The sequence below is a fragment of the Kribbella aluminosa genome, from assembly GCF_017876295.1.
Taxonomy (GTDB): Bacteria; Actinomycetota; Actinomycetes; order Propionibacteriales; family Kribbellaceae; genus Kribbella; species Kribbella aluminosa.
In genome coordinates, this window is the sequence record NZ_JAGINT010000002.1 from 2,693,062 (window position 1) to 2,710,579 (window position 17,518).

Here is a 17,518-nt window from a genome sequence, read left to right on the forward strand (position 1 = left end):
AGTTCCAGGAGCACCCATGAGCGCGACATCCGAGAGCACCCGCCGAGAGGCACTCGAGCACCGGACCATCGAGCACATCCCGGTCGACGAACGGCACGGGCGCTGGACCCAGCTGTTCACGATCTGGTTCGGCTCGAACATCATGCTGCTCACCGTCGCGACCGGCGTACTGGCGACCGCCGTCTACCACCTGCCGGTCTGGGCCGCGGTCGTCGCCCTGCTGATCGGCAACGTGGTCGGCGGCGTCGTGATGGCGCTGCACGCCGCGCAGGGTCCGCAGATGGGCGTCCCGCAGATGCTGCAGACGCGGGCCCAGTTCGGGTCGTACGGCAGTCTGCTCGTCGTCACGATCGTCGTGGTCATGTACACCGCGTTCTTCGCGTCGAACATGGTGCTCGGCGGCCAGGCGCTCGCCGACCTGACCTCGATCGGGGAGACGCCGGGCATCGTCCTGGTCGGTGTGCTCGGCGTGGTCGGCGCGATCTACGGCTACCGGGTGATCCACGCGATGGCCGGCGTACTGAGTGCGCTCGCGGGTCTCGCGCTGGTGGCCGCGTTCGTGATGCTGTTCGCCGTCGTCGGGCTGCCGGCGGGGACGCTGTCGAGCGGCAGCTTCGGCTGGTCGGGCTTCATGGGCACGGTGTCGCTCGCCGCGCTGTGGCAGATCGCGTACGCGCCGTACGTCTCGGACTACACCCGCTACATGCCGAAGGACACGGGCGTACGCGCCGCGTTCTGGGCGACGTACGCCGGATGCGTGCTCGGCTCGCTGTTCCCGATGCTGCTCGGCTCGGTCATCGGCGCGGCCTGGCCCGACGCCGACACGGTCACCGGCGTGCACACCGCGGGCGGTGCCATCGGCGCCGTCGTGCTGGCGATCTTCGCGATCAGCATCGCCGCCACCAACGCGATGAACCTGTACTGCGGGGCGCTGTCCAGCCTGACGATCGGCCAGACCCTCAGGCCGCGGTGGCAGCCGGGTGCCACCACCCGGACGGCGGTCTGCACCGTGATCTTCGCGGTCGCGCTCGTCATCGCGCTGGCAGGCAAGGGCAACTTCCTGGGGAACTTCGAGAACCTGATGCTCCTGCTGCTCTGCGTGCTGATCCCGTGGACGGCCGTCAACCTGGTCGACTACTACCTGATCCGGCACGGTGAGTACGACATCCCGTCGCTGTTCGAGCCGGGCGGCGGCGTCTACGGGAAGATCAACGTCCCGGCGGTCGGCTGCTACCTGCTCGGGATCGCGGTGCAGGTTCCGTTCCTGTCGAACGCGCTCTACACCGGCCCGGTCGCGAAGGCGCTCGGCGGCGTGGACGTCTCGTGGATCGTTGGACTTGCCATCATTGCCCCGGTCTACTACGTGTGGGTGCGTGCGACGACGGGTTCGCGCGAGCGGATCGCAGCCGAGCCGGTCACGACCCAAGGGGAGCATGCATGAGCAATCGGACCAACGAGCACTGGAGGGACCTCGCGGCGAAGCTCGAGACGCCTTCGCTGGCGTGGATCGACGGCCCGGTCCCGGCGCTCCGCGGCGCCACGCGCTCGACGGTCGACCCGGCGACGGGGCTCGTCCTGGCCGACGTCGCCGAGTGTGACGCCGACGACGCCGATCGCGCCGTGGCCGCGGGCCGGCGCGCTTTCGACGCCGGTCACTGGTCGACGGCGCATCCCCGGGAGCGGGCCGCCGTACTGACCCGCTGGGCCGACCTCGTGGTCGAGCACCTCGACCAGCTGGCGCTGCTCGACTGTCGTGATGCCGGCAAGCGGATTGTCGACACCACCTCGATCGACGTCCCGGGTTCGGCCGCCATCCTGCGGTGGTACGCCGAAAGCCTCGACAAGGTGTACGGCGAGGTCGCGCCGACCGGGAGTGCCGACCTGGCGGTGGTGACGCGCGAGCCGCTGGGCGTGGTCGCGGCCGTCGTACCGTGGAACTATCCGCTCGAGATGGCCGTGTGGAAGCTTGCGCCGGCACTCGCGGCCGGCAACAGCGTCGTACTCAAGCCGGCTGAGGATTCGCCGCTGTCGGCACTCCGGCTGGCCGAGCTTGCGGCCGAGGCGGGTCTGCCGGAGGGTGTGCTTTCCGTCGTACCCGGCAGCGGACCTGTTGTCGGCGCCACGCTCGGGCGGCATCACGATGTGGACGCGGTGACGTTCACCGGTTCGACCGCGGTCGGCCGGCTGTTCCAGACGTACGCCGGTGAGTCGAACATGAAGCAGGTGTGGCTCGAGGCCGGCGGCAAGAGCGCGGTCGTCGTACTCGACGACGTCCATGACCTCGACGCGGTCGCCGACGGTGTTGCCGCGGGCATCTTCACGAACTCGGGGCAGGTGTGTTCGGCCACGTCGCGGCTCGTCGTACAGCAGGGCGTGGCGGAGGAGCTGATCGGCCGGGTCGTCGAGCGGGCCGCCGCGATCGTGGTCGGGGATCCGCTCGACCCGGCGACCCAGATGGGGCCGTTGGTCAGCGAGCGGCAGGCTCAGCGGGTGCTGGCGTTGATGGAGCGCGGTGCCAAGGAGGCCGGCCAGGCGTTCGGCGGCGGCGTGGTCGACGGTGCGCCGACGACCTGCTTCGTCCGGCCGCAGGTTCTCACCGGGGTCGCGCCGGACGCGTCGATCGCGCAGACCGAGGTCTTCGGTCCGGTGCTGACCGTGCACACCGTCGGCACCGAGGACGAGGCCGTCGCGGTGGCGAACGGTACGCCGTACGCGCTGGCAGCAGGGCTGTGGACCGACGACCTGCGCCGGGCGCACCGCGTGGCGCGCCGGCTGCGGGCGGGGACGGTGTCGGTGAACTGTGTCGACGCGCTGGACGTGTCGACGCCGTTCGGCGGGTTCGGTCATTCCGGCTACGGCCGCGACCTGTCGCTGCACGCGCTCGACAAGTTCACGGGTCTCAAGACGACCTGGTTCCACTATGGCTGAGACCTTCGAGTACGTCGTGGTCGGCGGCGGCACGGCGGGCGCACTTCTCGCCACCCGGCTCGCGGAGGCGGGCCGCGACGTGGCGCTCGTCGAATGGGGACCTGACGACGAGCCCGAGCCGCGGGCCCGCGAGCTGCGGCGCTGGGACGAGATGCTCGAGGGCGAGTACGACCTCGACTACCGTTCGAAACCCAACGAGCGCGGCAACTCGCACCTCCGGATGGCGCGGCTGCGGATCCTCGGCGGCTGTTCGACCGCGAACACGATGATCGCGTGGCGCCCGCTGGCCGGCGACCTGGAGGAGTGGGTGCGGCTCGGCGCGGACGGCTGGGGACCGGACGAGGTGCTCCCGCTGTACGACCGGTTGCGGACGCCGATCCACCCGGTCGCCGAGGCGGACCGCAACCCGTACGTCGCCGACGTCGTGACCAGCGCCGCGAAGGCTCTCGGCGTACCGGAGCAGGAGCGCTGGAACGACGGCCGGCTGGAGGATTCGGCGAACGGCACGGGCTTCTTCGAGGTGGGCTACACCCCGGAGACGCACCTGCGATCGTCGACGTCCATCCACTACCTGCACCCGGCCCGCGCCGCCGGAACCGGCCCCGCCGTCCTGCTCGGCCTCCGGGCCGTCCGCGTGCTGATCGACGATTCGCAACGGGCGATCGGGGTGCGGGTTCGCGACAACGACGGCGTCGAGCGCGACATCCTCGCTCGCGGCGAGGTCATCCTGTGCTGTGGTGCGATCGACTCGCCGCGCCTGCTCCAGCTGTCGGGTGTCGGTCCACGTGAGGTGCTCGAGGCGGCCGGCGTACCGGTTCGTGTCGAGCTGCCCGGTGTGGGGGAGAACCTGCAGGACCACGTCGAGGGATTGGTCGTCTGGGAGGCGGCGACGACGCCGCCGGACGTGCGCGCCAGCGGCTGGGACGCGGGCGCCATGGTGAGCCTCGGCCCGGACAACCGCCCCGACGTGATGATGCACTTCCCGGTCGAACCCTGGGCCGTCCACGCCGACCGCTACCTCTCCGACCACGCTCAGGACCCACTCCCCGAGCGGATCGTCGCCATCGCCCCGAACGTCGCCCGCCCGCGCAGCCGCGGCCGCGTCTGGATCGAGTCGTCCGACGTCGACGCGGCACCCGCGATCGACTACCGCTCCTTCACCGACGAGGACGGCTACGACGAACAGATGCTGCTCGAGGGCGTCCGGCTCGCCCGCCGGATCGCCGCGGAGGAACCGATGCGCTCCTGGATCACCCGCGAGGTCTTCCCCGGAAAAGATGTCGAAGGCAACGACCTCTCGACCGTCCAGCGCGCCGTCCACCAAACCGTCTACCACGTCAGCGGCACCTGCCACATCGGTCCCACCTCCGACCCCACCGCCGTCGTGGACCCGCACCTCCGCGTCAACGGCGTACAGGGTCTCCGAGTGGCCGACGCGTCGGTCTTCCCGACCCTCACCGCCGTCAACCCCGTCGTAACAGTCATGCTCGTCGCCGAACGCGCCGCCGCCCTGATCCTCTTGCCCTGACCCCGGGGGCAAGGTTCGATACTGCGTGGATGATCTTCACGCACGCCGAACTCACGTACCTGACCGAGCAACGCCTCGGCCGCCTCGCGACCGTCTCGCCGGTCGGCGACGTTCAGAACAATCCGGTCGGCTCCGCGGTGGCGTTGACGGATGTCGATCCGCCCCTGCCGTACTTGTCCCGGGAGATCATCCGCCTGGTCCCGGCGACGATCATCACCTGGGGTCTCGACGGACCGCGATCAAGCCGCAAGGTCGTTGGTTTCTAGGGGTTTTCTGAGGTTGGCCGACGGCTCGTCTAGGGCGGGGCGGCTGGAATGGCAGGCATCATCGAACAGAGGAGCCTGCCATGCACATCGACCGTCGTCTCGCCGGAGCCATCGCCGGAATCGTCACCGCGGCGGGGATCGCGATCCCCGCCGCCGCGCTGACCTCGGGCAGCACGCCGTCGCCGACACCCGCCGCGCGCAAGTCCGTGTCCTCATCCCAACTGACAACCCTTGCCAAGTCAGCCGGGATGGCCGAGAGCCGGCTGACGGACGGACTGATCGCGGCCAAGCGGGCCGGTGGAAACAACGCGGCGGGGATCGCCGCCTTCGCCGCCTCGACAGGAGTCCCGCGGGCGACGGCCGAGCGGATCGTGTACGCCGTGTTCGGCGCGCGCAGCAACAACAGCCTGGCCGGTCCGGTGGCTGTCTCCGCACTCGCCAACCGGCTCGGCGTACCCGTCGCCGCCGCGCAGCGAGCACTCGACCGGCTCGACGCCTTGAGCCACGAGACCGGCAGCATCGACCCGAAGAGCACCGCGTTCGCCGGCATCGCCAAGGACGCCGGCGTACGCCCTGCTCAGCTCGCAGCGGCCTTGGACACGGTCAAACGGAGCCTTCCGGCGAAGTAGCCGGCGGCGGAACCGGCGAGTACGGCGCACAATGAGTCGCGTGCGCGTCCTGGTGGTCGACGATGATGCGGCGGTACGCCGTTCGCTGGCGGTCGCGCTCGCCCGCGACGGGTACGACGTACTCACGGCGGACGGCGGCAGTGCGGCCCTGGCCGAAGCGGAGGGCGGCGTCCTCGACGCGATCGTGCTCGACGTCGCGATGCCCGAACCGAACGGGCTCGAGGTGTGCCGCCGGCTGCGTTCGCGGGGTGATCGGACCCCCATCCTGATGCTGAGCGCGCGCGAACTCGTCGACGACCGGGTCGCCGGGCTGGACTCCGGCGCCGACGACTACCTCACCAAGCCGTTCGCCCTGATCGAGCTGCGCGCGCGGCTGCGGGCCATGTTGCGGCGCAACGACACAGCCACCGAGCAGCTGGTCTACGCGGACGTGGTGATCGACCTGGCCGGATCCCGCGTGCTGCGGGGGGATCGGGAGATCTCGTTGAGCCGCACGGAGTACCTGCTGCTGGAGTTGTTCCTTCGCAACCCCGGCCGGGTCCTCAGCCAGTCGAGCATCTACCAGGCGGTCTGGGGCTACGACTTCGGTCCGCGATCGAACAACCTGTGGGTCTACATGAGCTACCTGCGCGGCAAGCTCGAGGCTGGGGGCGAGCCACGCATCCTGCAGACCGTCCGCGGCCTCGGCTATGTACTGCGGGACGCGCCGTGACGCTGCGGAGCCGGATCTCCGGCGCTGCAGCAGTCATCGTGCTGGTGGTTGTGGCTGCGGTGAGCACCGTGCTGTACCTGTCGTACGCCGCCAGCCTCCGGGGTCGGGTGGACGCGTCCTTGGTGGATGCGGCCCAGCAGGCGTCCGCGATCGCCCAGCGGCTGAAGCAGGCGACGAGCGACAAGGGAGCCACCCCCGACCTTGGCAAACCGGTCACGGTCGGCACGATCGACGTACAGCTGTTCCCTTCGCCGGTCGACGCCGGTCAGCCCGCCCGATTCGGGCCGCTGGACAGTCGCGACGCGGCCGTCGCCCAGGGGGCGCAGTCCGCGTACTTCGCCGACGTACGGTACGGCGACCAGCCGTACCGGACCTACACCGCGCCGATGCCGGACACCTCGACCGGTGCGCTGGTCCGCACCACCCGGGCCGGGAACGCCGACGACGGTGCCTTAGGCAAGGCGGCGCTGCTGCTCGTCGTACTGACTGCCGCCGCGACGCTGCTGACGTACGGCGCTGCCCGGCTTGCAGCGGGCCGCATCCTCCGCCCGGTGTCCGAGCTCACGGCCGCGGCTGAACAGGTCACCCGGACCCGTGACCTTTCCGCACGCCTGCGTGCCACCGGGACCGACGAAGTGGGGAGACTCGGCGCCGCGTTCGACACGATGCTGGCCGCGCTGCACGATTCGGTGACGACCCAGCGTCAGTTGGTCGCGGACGCGTCGCACGAGCTGCGTACGCCGCTCACCAGCCTGACGACGAACCTCGACCTGCTCGAGGACGGCGCCGCGTTGTCCGACCCGGAGGCTCCTGCCCTGGTCCGGGCCGCGCGCGATCAGGCAGGGGAGCTGGACCAGCTGATCAGCGACCTGATCGATCTCGCCCGGTACGGCGAATCCGAGCCACATCGGGAGACCGTACGCCTCGACGTCCTGACCGCCGCCGCGATCCATCGCCTGCTGCAGCGATCCCCGGCGAGTGCGGTCGAGGCCGACCTGCGCCCTTGTCTGGTGTTCGTCGATCCCGCGGCGGTCGAGCATGCCGTGAGCAACCTTGTCGACAATGCGCTCAAGTGGAGTCCGCCCGGACTCGCCGTCCAGGTCCTCGTCGAAGACGGCCGGGTGTCGGTGACGGATCACGGCCCCGGCATCGGTCACCAGGACCTGCCGCATATCTTCGAACGCTTCTACCGAGCCCCCGCCGCCCGGGGCATGCCCGGATCCGGCCTCGGTCTGGCGATCGTCGGCAGCGTCGTACAGACCAACAACGGCACCGTCGCCGTCCGCACCGACCAGCAGGGATCGACGTTCAGCCTGACATTCCCCGTCGAGGACCGGCCCGAAGACTAGGGTGCACTGCACGCCCACCGCCTTGCGGACCAGACGTGAGTGAGTGCGGGCGTGGGGAGGTAGGGGTCGAGGTTGCGCCAGGCACGGTCGACGTATTCCTGCTTCTCGCCGACCGGGGCGACGTAGTGCAGTGCGCCTTCGGCGGCGTTCTTGCCCTGGAGGCGGGTGATGATCCAGGCGGCGAGGTAGTGCGAGGCCAGGCAGCCGCCGGCGGTGGCGAGGTTGTCCTTGGCGTAGAAGGGCTGGTTGAGTACTTCGACGCCGGCGGCGATAACCCAGGGCTTGGTGGTCAGATCCGTGCAGGCGGGGACATCGTCGAGCAGGCCGAGCTTGGCCAGGACGAGCGCGCCGGAGCACTGTGCCGCGATCAGCTGGCGTGAAGGGTCCAGGCGGCGCAGGATGTTCATGATCGCGGGGTCTTCGACGACTTCGCGGGTGGCGACGCCGCTGCCGACGATGACGGCGTCCGCGTCGCAGGCCTCTTCAAGGGTGGACATCTGCTCGATGACCACGCCGTTCATCGACGTCACCTTGGGGCTCGGGGTGGCGATGGTGACGCGCCAGTCGTCGGTCTTGACGCGGTTGAGTACGCCGAGTGCGATCAGGGAGTCGAGCTCGTTGTAGCCGTCGAAGGTGAGGATGGCGATGTGCACGGGCTGTCCTTCCGGCGTGGGTGGATCGCTCGACGGTAAGAACCCCAGACCAGGACAGTCAAAGAATTGTCATGGATACAATCCGTTGCATGGCAGCCTCGCGGTACAAGTTGCTGGTCGATGCGCTCGCCGCCGACATCCGGACCGGCCGGCTGGCCGCGGGCTTGCGGTTGCCGACGCATCGCGGGCTCGCCGCCCGGGAGGGCATCGCGGTGGTGACCGCGACCCGGGTGTACGCCGAACTGGAAGCGATGGGCCTGGTGAGCCGGGAGCAGGGCCGCGGCACGTTCGTACGCGACATCCTGATCCCGGCCGGTCATGGCATCGATCAGCAGGTCGTCGCGACCGACGCGGTCGACCTCAACTTCAACTATCCGTCGCTGCCCGGGCAGGCCGATCTCCTCCGGCAGGCCCTGCGCGAGGTGGCCGGCGCCGGCGATCTCGAAACGCTGCTGCGCTACCAGCCCCATCGAGGGCGTCCGCAGGACAGGTCCTCGATCGCCCGGCACCTGACGCGTCGGGGAGTGACCGCCGACGCGGATCAGGTCCTGATCACCAACGGCGCGCAGCACGGCCTGGCCATCACCGTCATGGCTGCGCTCAACGCCGGCGACGTCGTCGCGGTCGACGCTCTCACATACCCGGGTTTCAAGGTCCTCGCGCAGGCCTTTCAGCTTGAGCCGGCGCCCGTACCGGTCTCCGCCACAGGCCCGGATCTCGATGCCCTCGGCAAGCTTTGTGCGACCCGCCCTGTGCGCGCGATCTACACGATGCCCACCTTGCACAACCCCCTGGGCTGGGTGATGCCGGCGACCGACCGACGTCGCCTGGTCAAGATCGCCCGGTGGCACGGTTCGCTGATCATCGAAGACGCCTCCTACGCGTACCTGGTCGAGGACCCTCCGCCGCCGCTGGCGGCAACCGCGCCGGACATCACGGTCTACGTCTCGGGACTGTCCAAGAGCGTCGCCACCGGCCTCCGGGTCGGCTTCGTCATCGCCCCGCCCTCGATGGTGCCGTCGCTCGAACGCGCGATTCGGGCGACGACCTGGAACACTCCGGCCCTCACCACCGCGATCGCCTGCCGCTGGCTCGACGACGGCACGGTGGACCGCTTGGAAGTACGGAAACGACACGACGCCACGGCTCGCCAGACGATCGCCGTACAAGAGCTTGCCGGCCTACCACTCGTCGGTCATCCGTCGTCCTACTTCACCTGGCTCCCGCTGCCCGACGACGCCCGCGCCGATCGCCTGACCGCCACCCTCGCGCGCCGGCACATCTCGGTCTCCACAGCGGAACCGTTCACCACGTCCACGCACACACCGCAGGCGATCCGCCTCGCCCTGGGCTCCACCGACCTGGACAGCCTCCGGTCAACACTGCGCACAGTACGACAAGCCACCATCGAGGACCCCTACGTTTGAAGCCATTCCTGCTCGACTGGCTCCTCTGACGCCGGTCTCCGGGTCGAACCGGGGTTGTCCCCGGGTGCCTGACAGGCGTCGATTCAAATAGTGTGCGGCATATAGTTTTTCTCGCATACTATCTGGAGGTCTCTTATGAGCCAGGCGCAGCAAGCGCGGCCGGCGAGCGGTGCGGCGGCCGGCGCGGTGCCCGTCGGAGAGCGGATTCTGGCGCCGGACCTGGCGCGCGGCTTCGCGCTGCTACTGGTGGCGCTCGCGCACTCGACCGGGATCCTGAACCACACCGTGCCCGGGGTCGACCTCGAGCCGCACGGTCTCGAGCGGGTCTTCTACCTCGTGATGTTCGTGTTCGTGCATGCCTGCGCGTTGCCGCTGTTCGCGATGCTGTTCGGGTACGGACTGGTGCAGTTCCAGCGGCACCAGGACGATCGAGGTGTTCCGGCCGTCACGACGCGTGCCGCGCTGCTGCGGCGTCATCTCGGGCTGTTCGTCATCGGCGCGCTGCACGGCATCTTCTTGTTCGTCGGCGACGTCCTGGGTGCGTTCGCCGTGGTCGGCGCCGTGCTCACCGTGCTGGTACTGCGGCGTGGGAAGTGGGTCTACCGGGTGGCGCTCGGGTACCTCGCGTTCGGGCTGGTCTATCTCGCCGTACTCGCGGTACGCGTCTACCCGTCGATGGCCGCCGGCACGACAACCGATGTACCGGCCGGGCCGGACACGACCGCGCAGGTCAGCACTTACGCGGCCTCGATCGCCGACCGCCTGACCGACTGGCCGCTCAGCACCCTCGTGTTGCTCTCGACCATTCTGTTCGCCTGGGTCGGTGTCTGGGCGGCGCGCAAGCGGGTCCTCGAAGAGCCGCAGCGGCATGGGAGGTTGCTGTGGTCGGGCGTGATCGCCGGTTTCGGCGTCGCGATCGCCGGCGCGTTGCCGATGGCACTCACCGCGGCGGCCATTGCCGGGCCCAGCCAGTCGCTGGCGGGCGACGCGAAGCACTTGTACGAGGGAGCCGGGCTCTTCGGTGCGGTCGGGTACGCGTGCGTCTTCGGTCTGATCGGCAGGCGGCTCGCGCGACGCCCGCGTCTCAGCACACCGGCGCGAGCGTTGGTCGCTCTCGGACAGCGGTCGCTGACCTTCTATCTGTTCCAGTCGGTGTGCTGGCTGGTCCTGCTGACCCACTACGGTCTGCGTCTCGGCGAGCGGACCGGCAGTCCGGCGTACACCGCACTCGTCTGCGCGGTCGGTGTCTGGCTGGTCAGCCTGGTCGCCGCCTCGCTCTTGCACCGTCACGGGTGGCGGGGACCGGTCGAGCGGCTGATCCGGTGGTTCACACATCGAGGCCATCAGCGATGATCTGACTATGCAATCCGAGCATCCGGCCGAGCTGGCCCGGCTCTGGCGGGCCGCCGGTCCGTCGCGGCTGGGCCGGCGTCCCGAGCTCGACACCGAGCGCGTCGTCCGGAGTGCCGTCGAGCTGGCCGACCGCGACGGGGTCGACGCGGTCACCCTGGCCAGGCTCGCCGGCTCGCTTGGCGTCACGACGATGGCGCTCTACCGGCATATCGGGTCGAAGGACGAGTTACTCGGCCTCATGCAGGACCTGGCCGTCGGCGAGCCGCCGGAGATCAAGGACGCCGGCGACTTCCTGTCCGGTCTGCGGGAGTGGGCGACGGCGTTCCGTCGGGTGTACGACGATCACCCGTGGCTGGCCGGCGTCACGCTCGCCTCGCCACCTCTCGGCCCGTACAGCGTCGCGTGGATGAACCTGGCGCTCGTCCTGCTCCGGCCCACCGGGCTCGACTGGGGCGAGAAGCTCGCCGTCCTCGGCATGCTCAGCGGGTACGTCCGCCAGTCGGCCCAGCTCGCGATCGGCTTCGCCCAGAGCGGCGCAGGCACCCCCGAGGCCGAGGCGGCGTACGGCCGGAGCCTCGCCCAGCTCATCGACCCGCAGACCTATCCCGAGGTCGCGCAACTGGTCGCATCCGGCGCGCTCGGAGCACCCCCGGCCGAAGGCGACCCGGACGAATTCACCTACGGCCTCACCATCATTCTCCACGGCATCGCCCACCCGCCTGCCCACGAACGGGCCGTCCCGAAGTAGGCGGCTCGCGCCGCCGTGTGGTCGAGGACGAAGTTGTCGCTGACGGTGATCGAGCCTCGGGCTGGGGCGTGGATCTCGAATCGGCCTTCGGCATCGGTGTGGAAGTTGCCGCGCGGGTTCCACTCCGGGGTCCGTCCTCGACGACGTGTGGCGACCTTCTCCTCGCAGCTGGGAGGGGGTCGGGGACGACGCGACGAGCTACTCTCCAGCCTGCTGCTGTCGGTGGGTGTGTGGGCGGTGGCCCGGTTCCTGGTGTGGCGTCCGTTGCACGGTCGGGATCACCGGCGGAGGTAGGGTCGCTGCCTCCTGGTTCTCCAGGTCGTACTGCTTGACCGTGTCCTGGTGTGTCGGGATTCCCTTGGGGTACGGGCGTTTGCCCTGCCCGTTGAGCCGTAGCGCGGACGTCAGGTCGCCTACTGTGGCCCGCCGCCAGGCGCTGATATTCGGCTCCCGTACGCCGAAACGGCGCTCCAGGAACTTCAGCGTCGACGTGTGGTCGAAGACCTCGCTGCAGACCCACCCGCCCTGGCTGAACGGCGAGACGACGATCGTCGGGACCCGGAATCCCAGCCCGATCGGGCCCGCGATACCACCGGCCGATGCGGGCAGCGGCGACACCGTGACGTACTCGTCGGGTGTGCCGGGCGGCGGGACCGGCGGCGCGACGTGATCGAACCGGCCGTCGTTCTCGTCGTACGTGATGACGAACATCGTCTTCTCCCACACGTGCGGCGTCGAGGCCAGGGCGTCCAGGATCGTCGCCATGTACTCCGCACCACCGGCGACGAGGTTGCCGGGACCCTCGGCACCCTCGGGCAGGCCGTACACCTTCGGCAGGTACTGGGCGTCCAGCCAGGTCACCGAGGGGAGCTCGTCGCGCCGGATCACGTCGGCGACCATCGACGGCGAGTAGGGCACCATGCCGTTGTCGTACAGCGGGTCGCCTGGCTTGGCCTCCGCGAAGTTCTTGAACCAGCCGTGCCCGGTGTCGTACGGGTTGGCGGTGAAGTACTTCCAGCTCACACCCGCCCGCTGCAAACGCTCTGGGTAGGTCGTCCACGTGTAGAACGCCTTCGGCGCCGAACTGTCCAGTACTGGGCCGTTGCCGAGCCCGTGGGGGTCGAGGGTGCCGCTCATCGCCATCACACGGTTCGGGTGCGTCGGGCCAATGACCGAGCAGTGGTAGTTGTCGCAGACTGTGAAGGCGTCGGCGAGCGCGTAGTGGAACGGCAGGTCCTCGCGCGTCAGGTACCCCATCGTGAACGGCCCGTGCGCGCCGTCGCTCGCCGTGTGCTCGACGACCCAGTTGTCCATCGCGCCGTTGTTCCACGACCGATGCTGGACAGGCCACGCGTGACCGGTGCCGTACGCACGCGCGGAGTTCGTCGTCTTGGTGTTCTGGCGGAACGGCAGCAGGTAGCCGTCGGGGTGGTTGGGATCCGGCTGCCGGAAAACGGACTCACCGGACGGCAGCCGCATCGCGGTCGGATCGTCGAACCCGCGGACCCCGCGCAGCGTACCGAAGTAGTGGTCGAACGACCGGTTCTCCTGCATCAGCAGGATGACGTGCTCGATCTGCCGGATCGACCGGAGCTCCGGCGCAGGCGCAGCCAGCGCCTTCCGCATCGACGTCGGCAGCGCCGTCAGCGCAGCCGCACCGCCGGCCGCTCCGAGCAGGCGCCTACGGGTGATTCCTTGCGATCCCTGTGACTCCACCATGGTCCTCTCGTCCACCGCGCCCCGCCCATGCCGGCGAGCGCCACACCGACCAGCAAAACCCGCACAGAGGGCCACCGAGGAGAAAACCACGTGCAGCGCGCGTGAACAGTCCCCAGCGCCCGGGTGCCACGCTCTACGCACGCCCGCTAGCCCACCGGCTTTGCTCGGCGTCCGCTCCTGCTGTTTCTCGAGTTGCGCGGCAGTGGCTGTTGCCGGCCGAGGACCTCATCGGCGCTGTCTTCGAGGACCGTATGGGCGCCTATGTCGACGCCGTCGCCAACGCGCTCGCAGACGTACAGCGGATGGCTCGAACTGATCGCCCCCGCCAAGGGCAGCGGACAAGTGCGCCCAGACTCGTGCTTGAGGACCGTCCGGTTCTGCTGATGGCCAACGCCGGTGTCATCACCGCCCCCGATTGCCTGGCGCCGCACGGTGGCCTACATGCTCCAGTCGTACGCCGCCGACCCGGGCCGAAGCCAGGAACTGCCGGCCGCCTCACCAGGACCGGGGCACCCGGTGCACACGGTGGTGCCGAGTTGATGGCAGCTCGAGCAGATGATTGCCGTCCGCTTCATCGACGAGAGTGACCCGGGTGTCGGTCCCGCGGTCAGCTGTCGGCGAGGCGTTCCATCAGGTCGGTGCGCGACGGGGATCTCGTGGTACGCAAGTCGCGGTACGGCGCCTTCAGCACGACCGACCTGCACGCGGTCCTCGGGGACGACGCGATCGACACCTTGGTGGTCGGTGGGATCTCGACGGCGGGCGTGGTCCTGTCGACGGTTCGGGACGCGTCCGACCAGGACTACCGGATCTTCGTCCTCGCCGACGCCACCGAGGACCTGGACCCGGAGGTGCACCGCGTTCTGATCGAGAAGGTGCTTCCCCGGCAGGCCGACGTGATCACCACGTCGGAGCTGGCCGGCCTCGTCCGCGGAGCCTGATCGGCATCGGCACCTCCGCCAGGTAGCCGGCGGCGATGGGTGATCATCCGGCGCCGTGCGAGCGGTGCCGGTCTGAGCGAGCCTCCGGGTGGCCTGCTGGTCGGCGCCTTCGGGTGGCGTTCGGCATTCCTCGTCAATCTCCCGTTCACGATCATCGCGCTGGTTCTCACGCTCGCCTGGATTCCCCGGGACGCTCCACTCCGGCGCCGGCCGGCTTGTTCCGGACGTTCAGTTACCTCGGGTCGGTCGCCTCGTCGATCGTCACCGGTGTCGTCTTCCGGCACGAGGTCACCGACACCGGCCTGCACCTGGTGGCGGCGATCCTGGCCAGGGTCAGTCTGGTGCTGATCGCGCTCACGCTGTTCGAACGCAGTCTGCGATCGAAGGCGTAGTACACACAGGGCGCAGTACTCAGAGGTGCAGTACGAGGTCGGCGTTGTGGGCCGACGCGGCGACGGCGTCCGCGTTGCGCTGGTCGCTGCCCTCGGCCCAGGCGCGCGCCGCAGCGGGAGTCTTGTCGTACGCGATGTGCCTGGCGATCAGGCGTTCGAGCCGCGCGGCGTCGTCGAGTTGCAGGTACCACGTGGCGTCGAGGAGGTCGCGGACCTGCCGCCACGGGTGCGTGTCGAGGAGAAGATAGTTGCCTTCGGTCACGACGATCGGTGTGTCGGGTGAGATCGGGATGCTCGACCCGACCGGCTCCTCGATGTCGCGGAAGAACGTGGGTGCGTAGACGACGTCCTCGTCGGGGGAGCGGAGCCGCCGCAGCAACGCGACGTACCCGGCGGCGTCGAAGGTGTCAGGTGCGCCCTTGCGGTCGCGACGGCCGAGCGAATCGAGTACGGCGTTGCTGAGGTGGAAGCCGTCCATCGGAACCAGCACGGCGTCGGTTCCGAGCTCGCGCACGAGTGCCTCGGCGACGGTGCTCTTGCCGGCGCCGGGCGGTCCGGCGAGGCCGATGAGGGTACGGCGGGACCCGGCCGCAACCTGGCGTGCCCGCTCGGCCAGCGCGGCGACCTGCGTGACCGCCGTCATCGAAGACCCCGGTACTTGCGGCGTCCGCAGCCACACGAGTCGCGGTGATGGAACTCGGTCGGCACCGCCACCGACTGCGGCGGCCGATCGGGTGTCTTCATCCTGGCCAGCAACAGGTCGACCGCGGTCGCGGCAAGCGTGGCCGCGTCCTGGGCCATCGCGGTGATCTGGGGCTCGAAGAGGTCGGCCCATTCGAAGTCGTCGTAGCAGATCAGTGCGATGTCGCCCGGCACCCGGAGGCGGCTCTGCTTGATGGCTCGCATCGTGCCCAGCGTCATCTGGTTGTTGGAGACAACCAGCGCGGTGGCCCGCTCGTCCGGGTTCGCAAGGTGTGCGGCGACGCGGTGCTCGGTGATGCGTTCGTCGGACTCGCCCGTGATCACCAGGCGCGGGTCCGCGACCAGGCCGAGTTCGCGGACCGCCTTCTGGTACCCGCTCAGCCGGTCGTGCGCGGACATCGAAGTGAGGGCGCCCTGGACGTACCCGATCCGGCGATGGCCCTGCGCCGCGAGGTGGGCGGTGAGGTGGTAGATCGAGTCCACGCACTCGGAGTACACCTGGTCCCCGGGCAGCGTCGAGCGGCGGTCGAGGAACAGCAACGGGAAACTGTCGTCGAGCAACGTGGCGAAACCGTCGGTGAGCTCGGAGTCGCCCTCCAGCGGGCTGACGATCAGGCCGCTGACCCGGCGGGCGAGCAGGTGGTCGATCACGTCCGCCGCGACCGCCGGGTCGTCGTTGGTGTCGGCAACGATCATCGTGTAGCCGGCGTGCCGGAGCAGCCGCTCGATGTCCCGGACGAGCTCCGCGAAGTACGGGTTGGTCACCACGGACATCGCGACACCGATCGTGTCGGTCGACCGGGTAGCCAGCGCGCGGGCCGCCAGGTTGTGCCGGTAACCGCTCCGGGCGACTGCCTGCAGGACGAGTTCCTCGGTCTCCGGTGCGACCTTGCGGGTCTTGTTCAGCACGTGCGAGACCGTCGTCGACGACACACCTGCGAGCCGCGCCACCTCCGCCATCGTGGCCACCGCAACTCCTCTCTGCACTGGACCGGGCGATCTGAAGATATCTCCGCGCAAGGCCTTGCGCAAGCGCTTGCGATCGTGTCACGGTGACCACGCAAGCGCTTGCGTCCCCAGGCGCCACACCGGACTTCGCGGGGATCCCGCCCGCTCCCGGTCCGCAGATCAGCCCGACTCGCCGAGGAGACGAGTGCCATGAGAAGGGATGCTCACCCAACGGGTGGACGGGCTGGTGCTCGTCCCGACCGACCCGGACACGATGCAGCCGTCCGTCCTGAAGGCGAAGGCGCTGAAGATCCCCGTGGTGACGGTCGGCACCACGGTCACCGACCAGAGCTATCTGACCGCCGCGATCACCGGCGACAGCGTGCTGCTGGGCGTCGTACTCGCCCTGCGCCGTCCGGCGCGTCAGCCGCGGTACGAGGGCTGGCGGCTCATCCACAACGGAATGGTCGCGATCGTCGTGATCTGCGCCTGGCTTCACGTCTGGTGGCTCCGGCACCTGGTGTCGCACGTACTGGTGGCTGCCTGGTTCGTGCTGTGCGGGCTGGTGCTGGTCGGCCTGGCCGTGCGGCGGTTTCACCCTCGATGGACTCGAGGGCTCACCAGGATTCGTGTTCATCGGAGCCGGCGTCGGTATCACGCCACTGCTGAGCATGCTCCGCACGCTGGCAGATCGGGCCGACCGCCGCCGGGTCTGGCTGATCACCTCTGCCCGCGGCCCGCACGATCTGATGTCGCGGTCCGCGGTCGAGGAGGTCCGGGCACGGATGAACCTCAAGGTGATCGAGGTGGTCAGCGCGCCCGAACCAGGGTGGACCGGCGAGGTCGGGCGGATCGGCCACGATCTCCTCAGCCGCAACCTTCCGCGCCGCACGCACCGGCTCGAGTACTTCGTCTGCGGCCCGGCCCCAATGGTCACCTCCGTCACCGGAGACCTCGCCGCCCTCGGCGTCCCGCACCGCCGCATCCACACCGAACGCTTCGGCTCCGTCTAGCCAGCAGACGCTGGCCGTGGAGCGGATGAGCCGGCAGGTCAGGTGATCGCCGAGCTCGATCAGTGCTTTCTCAGCCCCTTCGCGTACCTCGAACCTGGCTGGGTACGGAGGTGGGTCTCGAGTGGGGAGCGAGGCGGTCGGCGAGGAGGGCGTAGCCGTCGGGGCCGGGGGTCTCGGCGGTCGCCGACCCCAGCTTGCTGCCGCGGCGGC

At 69.5% G+C, this 17,518-nt stretch carries 17 protein-coding genes and 1 pseudogene; 14 read left to right on the top strand and 4 right to left on the bottom strand.

Annotated features, from left to right (window positions below):
• Positions 1-16 precede the first annotated feature (16 nt).
• The 7 genes from JOF29_RS34195 to JOF29_RS34225 all read left to right on the top strand — a co-directional run bounded on the left by JOF29_RS34195 (position 17) and on the right by JOF29_RS34225 (position 7,412).
• On the top strand, positions 17-1,441 hold the full coding sequence (locus tag JOF29_RS34195) for a purine-cytosine permease family protein (protein ID WP_209698499.1): 1,425 nt from the start codon (positions 17-19) through the stop codon (positions 1,439-1,441).
• Positions 1,438-2,928 (top strand): aldehyde dehydrogenase family protein, encoded by a 1,491-nt coding sequence (locus JOF29_RS34200; RefSeq protein WP_209698500.1) that lies wholly within the window; start codon positions 1,438-1,440, stop codon positions 2,926-2,928. The genes JOF29_RS34195 and JOF29_RS34200 overlap by 4 nt, the downstream gene beginning before the upstream one ends.
• Positions 2,921-4,456 carry a GMC family oxidoreductase gene (locus JOF29_RS34205; RefSeq protein ID WP_209698501.1) on the top strand — a complete coding sequence of 512 codons (1,536 nt, stop codon included), beginning with the start codon at positions 2,921-2,923 and terminating at the stop codon, positions 4,454-4,456. Before JOF29_RS34200 ends, JOF29_RS34205 begins: the two co-directional genes overlap by 8 nt.
• A gap of 29 nt (positions 4,457-4,485) precedes the next feature.
• Entirely contained in the window at positions 4,486-4,722 is a 237-nt protein-coding gene (locus JOF29_RS34210; RefSeq protein WP_209698502.1) for a PNPOx family protein, read from the top strand.
• 80 nt (positions 4,723-4,802) lie between these two features.
• Positions 4,803-5,351: a hypothetical protein gene (locus JOF29_RS34215; RefSeq protein ID WP_209698503.1), complete on the top strand. Its 549-nt coding sequence runs from the start codon at positions 4,803-4,805 to the stop codon at positions 5,349-5,351.
• Between the two features lie 31 nt (positions 5,352-5,382).
• A complete protein-coding gene (locus tag JOF29_RS34220; RefSeq protein WP_209698504.1) occupies positions 5,383-6,063 on the top strand; it encodes a response regulator transcription factor in 681 nt (226 codons plus the stop codon).
• Positions 6,060-7,412 (top strand): sensor histidine kinase, encoded by a 1,353-nt coding sequence (locus tag JOF29_RS34225; RefSeq protein WP_209698505.1) that lies wholly within the window; start codon positions 6,060-6,062, stop codon positions 7,410-7,412. Before JOF29_RS34220 ends, JOF29_RS34225 begins: the two co-directional genes overlap by 4 nt.
• Here the strand turns inward: JOF29_RS34225 and JOF29_RS34230 are convergent.
• Entirely contained in the window at positions 7,409-8,065 is a 657-nt protein-coding gene (locus JOF29_RS34230; RefSeq protein ID WP_209698506.1) for a DJ-1/PfpI family protein, read from the bottom strand. The genes JOF29_RS34225 and JOF29_RS34230 overlap by 4 nt on opposite strands.
• Before the next feature lie 89 nt (positions 8,066-8,154).
• On the opposite strand from JOF29_RS34230, the gene JOF29_RS34235 reads away from it, so the two are divergent.
• The 3 genes from JOF29_RS34235 to JOF29_RS34245 all read left to right on the top strand — a co-directional run bounded on the left by JOF29_RS34235 (position 8,155) and on the right by JOF29_RS34245 (position 11,593).
• Positions 8,155-9,492 carry an aminotransferase-like domain-containing protein gene (locus JOF29_RS34235; RefSeq protein WP_209698507.1) on the top strand — a complete coding sequence of 446 codons (1,338 nt, stop codon included), beginning with the start codon at positions 8,155-8,157 and terminating at the stop codon, positions 9,490-9,492.
• 135 nt (positions 9,493-9,627) lie between these two features.
• Positions 9,628-10,845, top strand: a complete 1,218-nt coding sequence (locus JOF29_RS34240) for a DUF418 domain-containing protein (RefSeq protein WP_209698508.1) — start codon at positions 9,628-9,630, stop codon at positions 10,843-10,845.
• 7 nt (positions 10,846-10,852) lie between these two features.
• Positions 10,853-11,593 carry a TetR/AcrR family transcriptional regulator gene (locus JOF29_RS34245; protein WP_209698509.1) on the top strand — a complete coding sequence of 247 codons (741 nt, stop codon included), beginning with the start codon at positions 10,853-10,855 and terminating at the stop codon, positions 11,591-11,593.
• Between the two features lie 198 nt (positions 11,594-11,791).
• On the opposite strand, the gene JOF29_RS34250 is transcribed toward JOF29_RS34245, so the two are convergent.
• Positions 11,792-13,312 carry an alkaline phosphatase family protein gene (locus tag JOF29_RS34250; protein WP_209698510.1) on the bottom strand — a complete coding sequence of 507 codons (1,521 nt, stop codon included), beginning with the start codon at positions 13,310-13,312 and terminating at the stop codon, positions 11,792-11,794.
• Between the two features lie 638 nt (positions 13,313-13,950).
• Between JOF29_RS34250 and JOF29_RS34255 the strand changes: the two genes are divergently transcribed.
• From JOF29_RS34255 to JOF29_RS34260, 3 genes and pseudogenes are all read left to right on the top strand, one after another.
• Positions 13,951-14,253: a cysteine hydrolase family protein gene (locus tag JOF29_RS34255; protein ID WP_209698511.1), complete on the top strand. Its 303-nt coding sequence runs from the start codon at positions 13,951-13,953 to the stop codon at positions 14,251-14,253.
• 39 nt (positions 14,254-14,292) lie between these two features.
• Positions 14,293-14,415: pseudogene (locus JOF29_RS46155) on the top strand (hypothetical protein); the annotation flags it as partial.
• 53 nt (positions 14,416-14,468) lie between these two features.
• On the top strand, positions 14,469-14,645 hold the full coding sequence (locus JOF29_RS34260) for a hypothetical protein (RefSeq protein ID WP_209698512.1): 177 nt from the start codon (positions 14,469-14,471) through the stop codon (positions 14,643-14,645).
• 19 nt (positions 14,646-14,664) lie between these two features.
• Here JOF29_RS34260 and JOF29_RS34265 read toward each other — a convergent pair whose 3' ends face one another.
• Entirely contained in the window at positions 14,665-15,288 is a 624-nt protein-coding gene (locus tag JOF29_RS34265) for a nucleoside/nucleotide kinase family protein (protein WP_209698513.1), read from the bottom strand.
• Positions 15,285-16,307, bottom strand: a complete 1,023-nt coding sequence (locus JOF29_RS34270; protein WP_245360851.1) for a LacI family DNA-binding transcriptional regulator — start codon at positions 16,305-16,307, stop codon at positions 15,285-15,287. Before JOF29_RS34270 ends, JOF29_RS34265 begins: the two co-directional genes overlap by 4 nt.
• 617 nt (positions 16,308-16,924) lie before the next feature.
• On the opposite strand from JOF29_RS34270, the gene JOF29_RS34275 reads away from it, so the two are divergent.
• Positions 16,925-17,308 (top strand): ferredoxin reductase domain-containing protein, encoded by a 384-nt coding sequence (locus JOF29_RS34275; protein WP_209698515.1) that lies wholly within the window; start codon positions 16,925-16,927, stop codon positions 17,306-17,308.
• Positions 17,309-17,518 lie beyond the last annotated feature (210 nt).

Excerpts from the sequence above, each read along its gene's own strand:
- JOF29_RS34195 (WP_209698499.1), top strand. The coding sequence starts at position 17 with ATGAGCGCGACATCCGAGAGCACCCGCCGAGAGGCACTCGAGCACCGG.
- JOF29_RS34200 (WP_209698500.1), top strand. The coding sequence starts at position 1,438 with ATGAGCAATCGGACCAACGAGCACTGGAGGGACCTCGCGGCGAAGCTC.
- JOF29_RS34205 (WP_209698501.1), top strand. The coding sequence starts at position 2,921 with ATGGCTGAGACCTTCGAGTACGTCGTGGTCGGCGGCGGCACGGCGGGC.
- JOF29_RS34210 (WP_209698502.1), top strand. The coding sequence starts at position 4,486 with ATGATCTTCACGCACGCCGAACTCACGTACCTGACCGAGCAACGCCTC.
- JOF29_RS34215 (WP_209698503.1), top strand. The coding sequence starts at position 4,803 with ATGCACATCGACCGTCGTCTCGCCGGAGCCATCGCCGGAATCGTCACC.
- JOF29_RS34220 (WP_209698504.1), top strand. The coding sequence starts at position 5,383 with ATGAGTCGCGTGCGCGTCCTGGTGGTCGACGATGATGCGGCGGTACGC.
- JOF29_RS34235 (WP_209698507.1), top strand. The coding sequence starts at position 8,155 with ATGGCAGCCTCGCGGTACAAGTTGCTGGTCGATGCGCTCGCCGCCGAC.
- JOF29_RS34240 (WP_209698508.1), top strand. The coding sequence starts at position 9,628 with ATGAGCCAGGCGCAGCAAGCGCGGCCGGCGAGCGGTGCGGCGGCCGGC.
- JOF29_RS34245 (WP_209698509.1), top strand. The coding sequence starts at position 10,853 with ATGCAATCCGAGCATCCGGCCGAGCTGGCCCGGCTCTGGCGGGCCGCC.
- JOF29_RS34250 (WP_209698510.1), bottom strand. The coding sequence starts at position 13,312 with ATGGTGGAGTCACAGGGATCGCAAGGAATCACCCGTAGGCGCCTGCTC.
- JOF29_RS34265 (WP_209698513.1), bottom strand. The coding sequence starts at position 15,288 with ATGACGGCGGTCACGCAGGTCGCCGCGCTGGCCGAGCGGGCACGCCAG.
- JOF29_RS34270 (WP_245360851.1), bottom strand. The coding sequence starts at position 16,307 with ATGGCGGAGGTGGCGCGGCTCGCAGGTGTGTCGTCGACGACGGTCTCG.